11 protein-coding genes and 1 tRNA gene are annotated in these 13,289 nt (G+C 68.9%); 9 read left to right on the top strand and 3 right to left on the bottom strand.

What is annotated here, in order from left to right; genetic code table 11:
* Positions 1 to 106 precede the first annotated feature (106 nt).
* Positions 107 to 1,249, top strand: a complete 1,143-nt coding sequence (locus tag ACK4YQ_RS12860) for an acyltransferase family protein (protein WP_409611813.1) — start codon at positions 107 to 109, stop codon at positions 1,247 to 1,249.
* A 3-nt stretch (positions 1,250 to 1,252) separates the two neighbouring features.
* Here the strand turns inward: ACK4YQ_RS12860 and ACK4YQ_RS12855 are convergent, their stop codons facing one another.
* Positions 1,253 to 1,864 carry a class I SAM-dependent methyltransferase gene (locus tag ACK4YQ_RS12855; protein ID WP_409611812.1) on the bottom strand — a complete coding sequence of 204 codons (612 nt, stop codon included), beginning with the start codon at positions 1,862 to 1,864 and terminating at the stop codon, positions 1,253 to 1,255.
* Positions 1,865 to 1,994: 130 nt separating this feature from the next.
* On the opposite strand from ACK4YQ_RS12855, the gene ACK4YQ_RS12850 reads away from it, so the two are divergent.
* Positions 1,995 to 2,079, top strand: a tRNA-Leu gene (locus ACK4YQ_RS12850).
* 78 nt (positions 2,080 to 2,157) lie between these two features.
* On the opposite strand, the gene ACK4YQ_RS12845 is transcribed toward ACK4YQ_RS12850, so the two are convergent.
* Entirely contained in the window at positions 2,158 to 2,463 is a 306-nt protein-coding gene (locus ACK4YQ_RS12845) for an energy transducer TonB (RefSeq protein WP_409611811.1), read from the bottom strand.
* A 277-nt stretch (positions 2,464 to 2,740) separates the two neighbouring features.
* Here ACK4YQ_RS12845 and ACK4YQ_RS12840 point away from each other — a divergent pair, with 277 nt between their 5' ends.
* Positions 2,741 to 4,699, top strand: coding sequence for a methyl-accepting chemotaxis protein (locus ACK4YQ_RS12840; protein WP_409611810.1), 1,959 nt, complete (start codon positions 2,741 to 2,743; stop codon positions 4,697 to 4,699).
* A gap of 97 nt (positions 4,700 to 4,796) precedes the next feature.
* On the opposite strand, the gene ACK4YQ_RS12835 is transcribed toward ACK4YQ_RS12840, so the two are convergent.
* Positions 4,797 to 5,384, bottom strand: coding sequence for a polysaccharide biosynthesis/export family protein (locus tag ACK4YQ_RS12835; RefSeq protein WP_409611809.1), 588 nt, complete (start codon positions 5,382 to 5,384; stop codon positions 4,797 to 4,799).
* 380 nt (positions 5,385 to 5,764) lie between these two features.
* Between ACK4YQ_RS12835 and ACK4YQ_RS12830 the strand changes: the two genes are divergently transcribed.
* The 6 genes from ACK4YQ_RS12830 to ACK4YQ_RS12805 all read left to right on the top strand — a co-directional run bounded on the left by ACK4YQ_RS12830 (position 5,765) and on the right by ACK4YQ_RS12805 (position 13,018).
* On the top strand, positions 5,765 to 6,364 hold the full coding sequence (locus ACK4YQ_RS12830) for a transglutaminase-like cysteine peptidase (protein ID WP_409611808.1): 600 nt from the start codon (positions 5,765 to 5,767) through the stop codon (positions 6,362 to 6,364).
* 91 nt (positions 6,365 to 6,455) lie between these two features.
* A complete protein-coding gene (locus ACK4YQ_RS12825; RefSeq protein ID WP_409611807.1) occupies positions 6,456 to 7,076 on the top strand; it encodes a hypothetical protein in 621 nt (206 codons plus the stop codon).
* Between the two features lie 126 nt (positions 7,077 to 7,202).
* Complete coding sequence (locus ACK4YQ_RS12820) at positions 7,203 to 7,889, top strand: hypothetical protein (protein WP_409611806.1); 687 nt, start codon at positions 7,203 to 7,205, stop codon at positions 7,887 to 7,889.
* A gap of 86 nt (positions 7,890 to 7,975) precedes the next feature.
* Positions 7,976 to 9,295, top strand: coding sequence for an outer membrane beta-barrel protein (locus tag ACK4YQ_RS12815; RefSeq protein WP_409611805.1), 1,320 nt, complete (start codon positions 7,976 to 7,978; stop codon positions 9,293 to 9,295).
* Between the two features lie 65 nt (positions 9,296 to 9,360).
* Complete coding sequence (locus ACK4YQ_RS12810; RefSeq protein ID WP_409611804.1) at positions 9,361 to 11,634, top strand: AAA family ATPase; 2,274 nt, start codon at positions 9,361 to 9,363, stop codon at positions 11,632 to 11,634.
* Complete coding sequence (locus ACK4YQ_RS12805; protein WP_409611803.1) at positions 11,585 to 13,018, top strand: O-antigen ligase family protein; 1,434 nt, start codon at positions 11,585 to 11,587, stop codon at positions 13,016 to 13,018. Before ACK4YQ_RS12810 ends, ACK4YQ_RS12805 begins: the two co-directional genes overlap by 50 nt.
* Positions 13,019 to 13,289 lie beyond the last annotated feature (271 nt).

Below are 13,289 nucleotides of genomic sequence, written 5' to 3'. Positions count from 1 at the left end.
TCCGCCGAGGCATATCCCCGCGCCGCCCGGCTGGCGCCCCCCTTGCAGCCCAGGACCTCTGGAGCCCGGCGTCTGCGCCGCGCCCACCAGACGGATGCGAGGGCCGATGCACGGCGGCGAGCGCGAGCGTTACCACGGACTGGACCTCCTGCGGTTCATCGCGGCCGGATTGGTGGTGTTCTTCCACTTCGGATACCTGTCGTGGGGCGGCCCCTACGCCGCCGAAGCGGGCTTCGGACCGATGCCGCGGTTTCCCGAACTGGCTCAGTTCGCCAGCCTGGGCTGGGTCGGCGTCGAGGTGTTCTTCGTCATTTCGGGATTCGTGATCGCCTATTCGATGGGCGGGGCCGGGCCCGCCCAATTCTTCCGCAGCCGGGCGCTGCGCCTGCTGCCGGCGCTCTGGATCGCTGCGCCGATGACGGCGGTGGCGCTGTGGATGGCCGGGGCCTCGCCAGGCGACCTCGCGCCGCTGCTCGCGCGCTCGCTGGTGCTGTTCCCCAAGGGGCCGTGGGTCGACGGGGTCTACTGGACCCTCTGCCTGGAGGTGATGTTCTACGGCGCTGTCTTCCTGCTGATCCTGGCGCGTCGGGCCCATTGGCTGGAAGGCTTCGCCACGGTCATGGGACTCGTCTCGACCGCCGCGTGCCTCGCCGCCCTGGCGCCGGGCGCGCCCGGCGAGGCCGTGCGCTGGGCGCTGGAGTTCTGGCCCCTGCGGCTCCTGGAGCTTCGCAACGGCGTGCAGTTCGCCCTGGGCGTCATGCTCTTCCTGCTGATCTCGGACCGGGCAAGTCTGCGCCGCTGGCTGCTGGTCGCGCTCTTTGCAACTGGCGCCTTGGCCGAGATCCGCATCTCCGCCGGGCCGGAAGGCGCTTCCAGCGCCGCCGCCATGAGCGTGTGGGCGGCCTGCATGGGCCTGTTTGCGCTGTCGATCCTGCCCGGGGCGTCGGTGATGATCCGGCGGTTGGGGTTGGAGGCTGCCTTCGCCCGCCTGGGGGAACTCACCTATCCGCTCTACCTCAGCCACCAGGTGATCGGCTGGGCCTTCATGTCGGCGGTGTACGCGAGGTTCGGCAGCCGCTGGTTCGCCCTGGCCGCGGGGGTCTGGTTCGCCCTGGCCCTGACGGCGACGATCCTGAGGCTGGAGCCGTACGTGCGCCGCGGCCTGGACGGGCTGCTGCGGCGCAGCCTTCCCGGTTCGATCCCTGCGGGCGTGAGGACCGGCGGCCGGGCCGAGCCCGCGCGGCGGTAGGCCCTAGAGCCGCCGAAGCAGGCGCAGGCTCTTGACCGCGAGGGTCTCCTCGAACAGGTCGCTCGCCAGCGCGCGCTGATAAATCTCGAAGGGCGGGCGTCCGCCGTCCGCTGGGTCGGGGAAGACGTCGTGGATCGCCAGCACGCCCCCCTGCGCCAGGTGCGGCGTCCATCCGCGATAGTCGCCGAGCGCCGCCCCCATCGTGTGGCCGCCGTCGATGAACAGCAGGCCCAGGCGCGCGCCCCAGACGCGCGCCACGTCGGCCGAGCGGCCGACGATCGGCGTCACCACCTCCTCGAGCCCGGCGCGGCGCAGGGTCCGGCGCAGGTGGGGCAGGGTGTCCAGCGCGCCGGCGTCCTCGTCCCAGAGTTCGGGATCGTGATATTCCCAGCCCGGCTGGTTCTCTTCGGAGCCGCGGTGGTGGTCCAGCGAGAAGAGCATGGATCCGGCCTGCTTGCAGGCCGCGCCGATGTAGACCGCCGACTTGCCGCAATAGGCGCCGATCTCCAGGGCCGGCCCCAGCGCCGCCGTGGCGATGGCCGCCTGCTGCAGGGCGCGGCCCTCCGCCGGATCGAGGAAGCCTTTGACGGTGTCGATGTCGAGCGGCAGATCCATGGACGCATCCGGGCGAGGTTGAACAGGCCCCGTCGAGGCCAGACGCCGCGGCTGGCGTCAACCATCTGCATGGATCGCGGGAAACTTCAGGCTCGCCGCCGCGGGGCCCCTGTGGCAGGACAAGCCCCGAGCGGACGTGGCGAAACCGGTAGACGCGGCAGACTTAAAATCTGCTTCCTTCGGGGGTGCGGGTTCGAGTCCCGCCGTCCGCACCATCCGAAACGGCGAATAACGCCCCCGCCCGAAGCACGGGGGCGTTTTCGTCTCAAATCGAAACTCTGTCTCAGGCGGCCTTAGCTGCCCGGGAAGCGCATCGGCACCTTGACCTGACCGGTCTTGGAGCCCATCGGCAGAGCTTCGGCGACGCAGAGCGCGGCCTTATCGAAGCCCTTGCCGCCGGAGCTGTCGCTGACGACCGAGCAGTTGGACAGCTTGCCGTCGGCAGCCGTGCACTCGAGCATCACCGTCGCAGCATCGCGAGTATTCGCGTGCTTGGTCAGGCACTTGCTCATGCTTTCTTCAAAGCTGCCCGCGGACGACGCGCCCACGAGCGAGAGGCTGAGAGCCGCCCCCCCAAACACTGCGATGAACTTATTCATCTCCCCACTCCTTCTGGAACCGAAGTGTGGTGAACATCAGGGATGCAGGTTAAAAGATCGTGATGCGCTGCAATAGATCCAGCGGTCTAGGCCGACAGTTCACCTGACCTGACAGAATGCCGCACCCAATATCGTCCCTGTCATTCTAGACTCTACATGGGCGCGGCCCGGCCGGCGCAAACGCATCCCTGCGTCTCGGTCAGAAACCGTTAGTAACCCCCGTTCATGATGTACACGCGCTCACCGTGCGGGTGGCGGAACTCAATGGGGGTTGGGAGTGAAGCGGGTCAGGCTCGTCGACTTGCCGCTGATCGTGAAAATCGGCTTTGCGCCGGCTTTCGCCTTGATCATGCTGGCTTTCCTCGCGGTGGGGGCGATCGTCCTTCAGCAGGGACAGGCGCGTGAGCTGCGCCAGGTGGTGCAGGTCGATATGCCGAACAGCCTGCGGATGCAGCGCATTTCGGAGCGAATCACCGCCGTTCACGGTCAGCTCTACTACCTGCTGACCCACCAGGGCGCCTCGATCGAAGTGGACAAGATCGAGGGTGAAGCCCAGCAAATGCTGGCCGAGGTGGACGCCATCCGAAAGGAAGTGGAAGTCGCCCGCGCCGCAGCGCCCGCCGAGCAGCGGCCGGCCTTCGACAAGCTGGTGAAAGACCTGAAGGAGACCCGTGAGGCCCTCGACGTGATCGTGGCCATGATCACGGTGGACTTCGGCACCGCCGCCGGCTTCGCCGCACCCTTCGAAGAAACCTATGTGAAGATGGCGAACAACCTGCACGCAATCGTGCAGACGTCGCAGAAAGCCACCGACACCCGCGCCGCCGAAAGCGCCGCCCGGGCCCGGATGGGCCAGATGATGACGGTCGTCGGCGCGCTGATCACCCTGTTCGCCGCCGGCAGCCTGGCGGTGATGACGGTGTTCACCATGCGCCGGGCCGTGCAGCGCATCGCCAGCGCCACCGAGCGCCTGGCCCGCGGCGACAACGGCGTGGATCTCGCCCCGCTCGCCCGCGGCGACGAACTGGGGGCGATCGTCAGCTCCCTGACCGTCTTCCGCGACAACCAGCTCAACCTCGAGCGGCTCAAGCGCGAGCAGGACGCGACCAGCGCCGCCGCCGAGGAGACCCGCCGCAAGGCCGCCGAAGCCGCCGCCGCCGTCGCCGAAGAACAGGCGCTGGTGGTGAACTCCCTGGCCGAGGGCCTGGACCGACTGGCCTCGGGCGATCTCACCTATCGCCTCGATCAGGCCTTCCCCGGCGACTACCTGAAGCTGCGCGACGACTTCAACGGCGCCATGGGCAAGCTGGAGGAGGTGATGCGCGCCATCTCCACTTCCACCGCCACCATCCAGTCCGGCACGGGCGAGATCAGCCACGCCGCCGACGACCTGTCTCGCCGCACCGAGCACCAGGCCGCGACGCTGGAAGAGACCGCCGCGGCGCTCGACGAGATCACCGCCACCGTACAGAAGACGGCCGAGGGCTCCAGCCATGGCCGCGAGGCCGTCGGCTCGGCCAAGGCCGACGCTGAGCGTTCGGGCGACATCGTCGCCCGGGCCGTGACGGCGATGACGCAGATCGACCAGTCCTCGCGCCAGATCAGCCAGATCATCGGCGTGGTGGATGAAATCGCCTTCCAGACCAACCTGCTGGCGCTCAACGCCGGCGTCGAGGCGGCCCGGGCCGGCGAATCGGGCCGCGGCTTCGCGGTCGTCGCCTCCGAAGTGCGCGCGCTCGCCCAGCGGTCGGCCGAAGCGGCCAAAGAGATCAAGGGTCTGATCTCGGCCTCGTCGGAGCAGGTCGCCCAGGGGGTGGAACTGGTCGGCGAGACCGGCAAGGCCCTGCAGCGCATCGTCTCGCAGGTCGCCGAGATCTCCAACGTCGTCGGCGAGATCGCCGCCTCGGCCAAGGAGGAGGCGCTGGGCCTGCAGCAGGTGAACACCGCCGTCAACCAGATGGACCATGTCACCCAGCAGAACGCGGCGATGGTCGAGCAGTCGACCGCCGCCAGTCGCGCCCTGGCTGAAGAGGCCGCCGAGCTGGCCCGCCTGGTCGCCCGCTTCAAGGTGAGCGGCGTCCAGACGATGGCCGCGGCCAAGCCGGCCCCGCGCCGCGACTCTCCGGCCCCGGCTCCGGCCCAGGCGCACTCCCGCCCGGCCGCCCCGGCGACCGCCGGCGCCACGGCGCTGGCCACCCGCGCCGAGCCGCAGGAGGACGGCTGGGAGGAGTTCTAGGCCGGGGGTCCCGGCTGGGAGGAACGCCCAACCAAGAAAAGAAGAAGGGCCGTCGCGTCGCCGCGGCGGCCCTTTCGTTTGGGGTGCTGGCCGCCTCCTAGAAGAAGCGCTCGCCGATCCGGATCGTGTCGCCCGGCGCCACCGGCGTGGTGGAGGTGAGGGGATAGACCTCTTCCTTCGTTTCGTCCGCGCGGCGCACGTAGACCTTCTTCTGGTCGGCGCGATAGGTGAAGCCCTGCGCCGTGGCCACGGCGTTCATGACGGTGAGGGCCGAGGTGTAGGGATACTCGCCCGGCCGGTTCACCTCGCCCAGGATATAGAAGGGGCGATAGTTCAGGACCTCGACGCTGACGCGCGGCTCCTTCAGGTATCCGTCCCGCAGCCGTGCGGCGACCGCCTCCTGGAATTCGCCGACGGTGCGGCCCACGGCCGCGACCTCGCCGATGAGGGGCATGGAGACGTTGCCGGCGCTGCTGACGAAGTACTCGTTGCTGAGCGCTTCCTCGCCGTAGACGATGACGCGGATCTTGTCCCCCGCGCCCATGTGGTAGTCGGGCAGGACGCGCTGCGGCGCCTCGGGCGCCAGCTCCGTCGCGGACGGGGCCTGGGCGAACGCAGCCGGGGCGCCGATGAGGAGCGCCGCACAGGCCGCCAAGCCGACGATCAAGCTGCCAAACCTCTTCACACGATTCTCCTTCGCTTCGGCGGCCCAACAGAAGCCGGCCGTCGTTGAACGACACCTGAACACGGCGGGAGCCTCATTTTGGGACGCTCGGCCCCGCCCGACAACCTCGCCGGCCGGGGTTTGCGGCCCCGGCGCCTGCTTCCGTCGCGTCCTGCAAGTTTTGATCCGCCGCCCCCCGGGTCGTCTGTCACGAGACCGCGAAGGTGTGTTTACTATGATGAAGGGGTTCCTGCTTAGACTCGGGCGGGAATCGGCGGAGTGAGTGAATGGGCGTCTGGGCTCGACGGCTCGGAGTACGGATTGCGGCCGTCCTGGCCGCCGGCGCTTGCGTGGCCGCCCTGGCCGCGCCGGCCAGCGCCGCACGCGTAAGATCGTCCTTCATGCCCGTCGGCGAGGCGGTCGAGCCGCCCTTCGGCTATTTCGACTACTGCCATCGCTTCGGGGCGGATTGCTCGGAGTTCGGCGTCCCTGGGAACGACGAAGCCCAGGCGGCGATCAACACCAGCTACTGGGATCTGGTCTTCAGCAGCAAGGCCGAGGCCCAGCCCGGCGATGAGCGCCTTTCCGTCTCCTGGGCCGTGGCGGACCTGACCAGCGAACAGTGGCGCGAGGTCGCCGAGATCAACCTGCGCGTCAACGAGGAGATCACCTCCGTCGCCGACGCCGTGCAGTACGGCCGGCGCGACTTCTGGTCGGCCCCGTTCCTGCGCCGCAAGAAGACCGAGGGCGACTGCGAGGACTACGTCCTGGCCAAGCGGCGCGAACTGATCGCCCTGGGGGTGCCGGAGGGGGCGCTGTCGATCGCCATCGGCCGGACGCCGCGCCGCGAAGTCCACGCGGTGCTGCTGATCGCCACGCCCGCAGGCGAGTACGTGCTCGACAACCGTTCGCCCTGGGTCTCCCGCTGGTACGACCTGAACTATCGCTGGGAGCGGCGGCAGGTGCCGGGAAGCCAGCGCTGGGCCCGCGTCCGCGCCTGACAGCCCGGGATCGGCGGGCGCTTTGGCAAGAATCTTACCGCCGGCCAAAGATCCACGCTCGTCCGGTGCAAAATCGGGTTAGTCTCCCCGCATGAGCGAGGTTTCGCCCGCTGCAGCTTCCGCCACGGCGCGCACTGTGCGCCCAAGCGTTCAGCCGCGCGTTGCGCTGGCGGCGGCGCTGGCGGCCGCGACGGCGCTCGCGGCGGGCCTCGGCGCCTGGGCCGTGGCCCGGCCCCTGGGCGGGCTTGCGGCGGTGTCGCCCCTGGCCGGCGTGCATGACGCGCGGGCGGCGGCCCACATGAAGGCCATTCTCGGAAGTGAGGATCTCGACGAGGCGGAACGGGAAGCGCGCATGACGCTGGCGCAGTCTCCAGCGCAAGCGTCGGCCTGGGTGCGCCTGGCCTATGTGGAGACCTGGCGCCACCGCAGGGTCACGCCCGAGGCGCTGCGCAACATCTCGCGGTCCTATAAGGTTTCGCCGCTGGGGCCGGACGTCTCCCGCGCGCGGGTCAAGTTCGCGCTCGAAGCCTGGCCGGAGCTGCCTAGGGCGTTGCAGGACCAGGCGCTCGTCGAACTTGAGACCATGCGCTGGCGCAAGCCCGAGGAAGCGGGCAGGCTGGTGCAGGGCATCGTCGACCTTCAGGGGCGGCTGGTGGGTGGCATGGCGCTTGCTGATGCTGACGCCAAGGCGGCCCTTCGCCGGACTCGTTGACGCTTAATGGGACGAATTCGCCCATTGCGTGCATGACTTTGGGGGGCGGGCGCGCGAACGGCTAGTATGGCCAGTTGAGGCTTTTTGCGTACCGACACTTCGCAACTCCAGTTGAAGGCAACGAAGATGAGCAGATGGATGATGGCGGGGCTCCTGGGTGGAGTTCTGGCCGGTGCGACCCTGGCGACGCCCGCCATCGTGGCCGCCACGCCCGCGACGGTGTCGCTCACATCGGCCGAACAGGCGATCGCCGCCAAGCTGGCCGAGTCGATCGTGAAGTCGGTCATGTCGGCCCAGACCGAGACGCGCGGCCTGCCGGAAGCTGAAGCCAAGCTGCGCATCCAGTTGGCGGTGCAGGCGGTGATCCGCAACAGCGGCGCGACGCCGACCGTGGCCGACGCGGCGCTGGAGATGGCGACGGCGCGGCTCAAGTCCGAAGGCTTCCTGGATTGCATCAATCCCAAGGACAAGGAACAGACCTGCACGCCCGCGGGCGCGGCCCTCGCGTCTCTGTCCTCGCTGCTGAAGAGCATCGTGCAGACGACGCCCGCCTCGACCAACACCGCCGGCGGCCCGATCGCCATCACCGCGCCGACCCGTATGACCCCGCCGAACAGCGGCAGCGCCATGCGCTTCAGCGCCGTCACGCCGCCGACTGATCCGACCGATCCGCCGGTGACGCCGACGACCCCGACCACCCCGACGGATCCGACCGACGTGACGCCGCCGAGCGACGGCGGTTCGGTCCCGATCGGCGATCCGGACACCGTGACGCCGCCGAGCGATCCTACCTCGGACTATCGTTCCAACTAGTCTGGCGTCCAGAGTCACGCTGAGATACACGTCGGCCTGGGGATAGAGCGCGACGCACGACAAGCCGCGCCAGATTGGAGTCGAGAATGAAGCTCGGGAAGGTCCTGCTGTGCATCGCAGCGTCGCCGTTCGCCCTGCTCGCGGGGGTTGCGCACGCGCAAGACGAATCGATTAGCGGAGGCCTGAATACGAGCGCCGCCGATCTGTTCGCCCGCAACCGGAACGTCAGCGTCCGGGAGCGCCCGCATCCCGAGTATGAGGCCCTGGGGCTGCGCGCCGGATCGTTCCTGATCTATCCGCGGCTCGAGGCGGCGGTGGAGTCGAACGACAACATCTACGCCACCGAGACCAACGAGCAGAGCGACACGATCTGGCGCCTCTCGCCGAGCGTGAACCTGATCTCCAACTGGAGCCGTCACTCGCTGCAGGCCTATGCGCGCGGCTCGTTCACGCGCTACGCCGACTTCGACGAAGAGAACGCCGACGACTTCGAGCTCGGCGCTCGCGGCCGGGTGGACATCCAGCGCTTCTTCGAGGTCAACCTGGAGGGCAGCCACGCCCGGCTCACCGAGCCGCGGGTGGCCCAGAACACGCCGGACGCCGCCGAGGCGCCGATCGAGTACGACCTCGACCGCGCCCGCATCGGCGCCCGCAAGACCTTCAACCGGATCCGGGTGGGCGGCGACTTCGCCTACGACAAGTACGACTATGACGATGGGCGCACCATCGGCACCGCGACCTCGCCGAGCGTGGTGATCGACCAGGACAACCGCGACCGCGAAGTGATGGAGATCAGCGGCCGCGTCGACTACGCCGTCAGCCCTGACACCGCCGTGTTCGTCCAAGTGTCTCACAACACGCGCGCCTACGACATCGCCTCGACGCCGCTGGTGGCGGCCCGCGATTCGGACGGCTACGAGGTGCTCGCCGGCGCCGACTTCGAGGTCTCCCGCCTGGTGCGCGGCGACGCCGCCGTCGGCTATCTGTCGCAGGACTTCGAGGACGTCCGCTTCCAGGACATCGACGGCTTCGGCGCGCGCATGAAGCTGGAGTGGTTTCCGACCCAACTGACCACGGTCACCGGAAACGTCAGCCGCGTGGTCGAGGATTCGGTCGTGATCGGGGCGGGCGGCTTCCTGTCGACCACGGCGAGCCTGCAGGTCGACCACGAGTTCATGCGCAACGTGATCCTCACCGGACAGGTGTCCTATGCATCTGACGACTTCGAGGGCGTCGACCGCAAGGACGACCGGTGGCTGGGCGCCCTCAGCGGCACCTATCTGCTGAACCGCTACGTCGGTGTCGGGCTGACGTACAGCTACTTCGACCAGGGCTCCGAAGGCCTTGATCGCGGTCGCGAATTCACGGTTCAGAAAGTGGCCCTGTCGTTAGTTCTCCAGCGATAGGAACCTCATGCGACAGGGGGGGCGCATAACGCGCCCTTCCCAGGCGTGGAACCAAAGTGACGCCCATGCCCGACGACAACGCCCCGATTGAACTCAAGCAGCGGCTGGGAACCTTGGCGAACGCTGGCGCGGTGGATGACTGGAAGGTCACGCCTCAGGCGACTCAAGTGCTTGATATCCGGCGGATGGTGGCGGTGTTCCGCCGCCGGATGCGGCTTTTCGCGGCCGTCGGCCTGCTGATCTTCGTGGCCGTGTTCCTGGCCACGATCCAGGCCACGCCGATGTACACGGCCACCGCCAACGTGATGCTGGACACGCGCCAGGAGACCGTCGTCGAGAACGCGGCCGTGCTGTCGGGCCTGCCGGCGGATTCCAGCACCGTCGACACCGAGGTCGAGATCCTGCGCTCGCGGCAACTGGCCGAGCGGGTCGTCGAGACCCTGAACCTCGACCAGGATCCCGAGTTCAACTGGACCCTCGCCAAGCCCAGCGCCCTGCAGCGCCTGATCGGCGGCGTGAAGGGCGTGCTGAGCGGCGTGTCCCCGAACGAGGCCAAGGCGCAGTCCCCCGTCGAAAAGCAGATCGTCCACGAACAGGTGGTCGACGAGGTCCTGAGGCGCCTGTCGGTGCGCCGGGTCGGCCTCACCTATGTGATGAACGTCGGGTTCACCTCGCCCGAGCCGGCGAAGGCGGCCCTGATCGCCAACACCTTCGCCGAGAAGTACCTGCTCGACCAGCTCGAGGCCAAGTTCGAGGCGACCCGTCAGGCCAACCAGTGGCTCAACACGCGCCTGGAAGGGCTGCGCGGGGACGTGCTGCGCGCCGAGGCCGCCGTGGCCAGCTACAAGGCCGCCAACAACCTGCTCAGCGCCTCCGGGGCGACCCTGACGGAACAGGAGATCTCCTCCTACAACCAGGGCCTGGCCGCGGCCCAGGCCGAGGTGGCCGAAAAGCGCGCCCGCCTGAACACCGCCATGCGTCAGCTTGGCGCCGGCTCCAGCGGCGACGACCTCGGCGAAGTGCTGGGCTCGGCGGTGATCACCTCCCTGCGGGCCCAGCGGGCCCAGGTCAGTGGCCGCGTGGCGGACCTGTCGGGCCGCTATGGCCCGCGCCACCCGGAGATGCTGAAGGCGCAGCGCGAGCTGGAGGACATCGACGCCCAGATCCAGGCCGAGATCCAGCGGGTCGTCTCCAACCTGCGGGCCGAGGTCGAGGTGGCCGAGCAGCGCGCAGCCTCGCTCGCCGGCAGCGTCAGCCAGGCCCGCGGCGCCCTGGCCAGCAACAATTCCGCCTCGGTCCGGCTCAACGAACTCGAGCGCAACGCCGAGTCCGCCCGCAGCCTCTACGAGAGCTATCTGAACCGCTTCAAGGAAACGAGCTCGCAGGAGGGGCTGAGCCAGTCCGACGCGCGGATCGTCTCACGGGCCAAGATCCCCACGGGGCAGAGCTCGCCCAACGTGCGCCTGAACCTGATGCTCGGCTTCGTCGTCGCCGTGGCCGCGGGCCTCTTCGCCGTGATCCTCGCCGAGACCTGGGACGTGGCCTTCTCCACCGCCGAGGACATCGAGCAGAAACTCGGCATGCCTTATCTGGGCTGCGTTCCCGAGCTGACGTCGGTGGCTGGCCCCGGCGCCAAGCAGACCTGGCCATTCGACTATCTGCTGGACAACCCGCTCTCGAGTTTCGCCGAATCCGTCCGCTCGCTACGGGCCTCGATCCTCACCAGCCGCGTCGGCCGCCCGGTGAAGGTCGTGACCGTCACTTCCTCGCTGCCCAGCGAGGGCAAGACCACGGCCTCGGTGTGCATCGCGCGCATCTCTTCGCAGATGGGCCAGCGCGTCGTCGTCGTGGACTGCGACATCCGCCGCCGGAACATCAACCGCGCCCTGGGCTTCGAGCCGGAACAGGGGCTGCTGGAGCTGCTGAACGGCCAGGTCAGTCTCGACGAGGCGCTGATCCGCGAGGAGGCCACCGGCACCTGGTTCCTGCCCCTGGCGCGCACCGGCTTCACGCCCAAGGACATGTTCGGCAGCCCGGCGATGGACACCCTTCTGGCCCAGCTGAAGGAGCGCTTCGACCTGATCGTCCTCGACGCCCCGCCGGTGCTGGCCGTCGCCGACGCGCGGGTCCTGGCCCCCAAGTCCGACGCGGTTGTATTCCTGTTGCGGTGGCGCAAGACTCCCGAGAAAGCCGTCCGTTCCAGCCTCAAGTTGCTGGAGGCTTCCGGCGCCGACATCGTCGGCATCGGCTTCACCCAGGTCGACATGAGGCAGCAGGTCAAACACGGCTATGGCGACCCGGGATACTATTACGAGCAGTACCGGACCTACTACAGCTAGGTCCGCCGGCTCCGCCGCCCCGGGCGGCTGGATTCCCGCCCGCAGGCGGTCGCCGCTCAACTGGCGCGAGGTCGCCGTCCTGGCGATCCCGGCCACCGGCCTGTTCGTCGCCTGCGCCCTCTACGGCGGCAACCACGGAGCCGCGCCGCTGACCCTGGCGGCGGCCGAGGCGGCTCTGCTCGGGGGCTGGCTGGCCCTCTCTCCGCGGGGGCGCCGGGCGATCGCCGAGGGCGCGGTGCTCACCTGGCCGGCGATCCTGTTCGCCTTGACCCTGCTGGTCGCGACCTGGTCGCTCACCCCATGGATTCCCGGCGGTCCGCCGCCGGTCTGGGGCTGGATCGACGCCCTGGGGGCGGCCACCCTGGACCGCAGCGCCACCCTCATCGAGATGGTGAAGCTGTGCGGCCTGGCCTGCCTGTTCCTGGTGGGATTCATCCAGGGCGCGCGCCCGAACTTCGCCAGGGCCACCTTGCGGGCGCTGATCGTCCTTGGCGCCGTGTACGGATTCCTCGCGCTGGTCGCCTTCCTCGCCGACGGGACCCACACCTGGCAGGCGCGCCGCCTGATGGGCGGCTTTCTCAGCGCCAACAGCAGCGGCACCTTGTTCGGCGCCCTGACGCTCCTGGGCGTCTCCTGGCTGATCCAGGCGCTCAAGCCGAGGGGACCGGATCGGGCGCCGCGCTCGGCGATGGCCCTGTTCGTCGAAGCCGCGCCCCGCGCCGCGGCGGCGATCCTGTTCGCCGGCTGCCTGCTCCTGACGGCGTCGCGGGCGGCGATCGCGACCACGGGCGGGCTGATGATCGTCTATCTGATCTGGGAGGGCGTGACCGGCGGCCTCAAGGGGCGGGCCGGCGCGGCGATGGCGGCGACCTGGTTCGCCTATCTGGGCGTGCTGCTCGCCGGCGCCGGGGCCGTGGCGGTCACCCGCTTCGACCGCTTCGCCGCCGACCTGGCCGAACGCGGCCAGATGTTCGCCCTGCACTGGGACATGTTCCTGGCCTCGCCCCTGTTCGGCTGGGGGCTGGGGACCTTCGACCTCGTCAACCAGCAGATCATGACGCCCTCCAGCCACGACGTGCTCTGGAAACTGAGGGCCGCCCACAACGTCGTCTTGCAATGGCTGGAAGAGGCCGGAATGATCGGCGCCGCGCCGATGTTCCTCTGCCTCGCCCTCGTCATCGCCATGACATGGGCGGGCCTTAGACAACGGCAGGAGTCGAGATCATGGTTGAGAGCGCTCCTCCTCATCGATGCGCTTTTCCTGATTCACGGCATGAGCGACTTCGCCTTGCAGGTTCCGTCGCTCAGCGCATTCTGGGCCTTCGCGCTCGGGCTGCAGTTGTCGATGGCTCACCCGCTCAGCAGGCGTCGGCCGTCCCGATAAGGGGCGGTCCGTTCGCCGCCGGAGGCGTCGAACGGTTCTCGCACGACACCCGGGGCAGGGATTTTCGCGTTTGGGGGGAAGCGTGTTGCGCTTACGCCCCCGGTTCGGCGTCAAGTGGTTAATGTCGTGGGTGCGTGGCGTTTTCGCTTGCGACTCTATGCGCTTAGCGCGCTTCTGCCGTCGTTCGTCACGGACGTGGCCCGAGGCGCGCAAGCCAGAAGAAATGGGGAGATCAGCCTGATCCTGCGCAGCGGGGGCGCGCAGGCACGCT

The organism is Phenylobacterium sp. (assembly GCF_046291545.1).
GTDB lineage: Bacteria > Pseudomonadota > Alphaproteobacteria > Caulobacterales > Caulobacteraceae > Phenylobacterium.
Note: the sequence above shows the minus strand (reverse complement) of the source record. Positions and strands in the feature narration are given on the sequence as shown.

Excerpts from the sequence above, each read along its gene's own strand:
- ACK4YQ_RS12805 (WP_409611803.1), top strand. The coding sequence starts at position 11,585 with ATGGCGACCCGGGATACTATTACGAGCAGTACCGGACCTACTACAGCT.
- ACK4YQ_RS12810 (WP_409611804.1), top strand. The coding sequence starts at position 9,361 with ATGCCCGACGACAACGCCCCGATTGAACTCAAGCAGCGGCTGGGAACC.
- ACK4YQ_RS12830 (WP_409611808.1), top strand. The coding sequence starts at position 5,765 with ATGCCCGTCGGCGAGGCGGTCGAGCCGCCCTTCGGCTATTTCGACTAC.
- ACK4YQ_RS12825 (WP_409611807.1), top strand. The coding sequence starts at position 6,456 with ATGAGCGAGGTTTCGCCCGCTGCAGCTTCCGCCACGGCGCGCACTGTG.
- ACK4YQ_RS12820 (WP_409611806.1), top strand. The coding sequence starts at position 7,203 with ATGAGCAGATGGATGATGGCGGGGCTCCTGGGTGGAGTTCTGGCCGGT.
- ACK4YQ_RS12845 (WP_409611811.1), bottom strand. The coding sequence starts at position 2,463 with ATGAATAAGTTCATCGCAGTGTTTGGGGGGGCGGCTCTCAGCCTCTCG.
- ACK4YQ_RS12855 (WP_409611812.1), bottom strand. The coding sequence starts at position 1,864 with ATGGATCTGCCGCTCGACATCGACACCGTCAAAGGCTTCCTCGATCCG.
- ACK4YQ_RS12860 (WP_409611813.1), top strand. The coding sequence starts at position 107 with ATGCACGGCGGCGAGCGCGAGCGTTACCACGGACTGGACCTCCTGCGG.
- ACK4YQ_RS12815 (WP_409611805.1), top strand. The coding sequence starts at position 7,976 with ATGAAGCTCGGGAAGGTCCTGCTGTGCATCGCAGCGTCGCCGTTCGCC.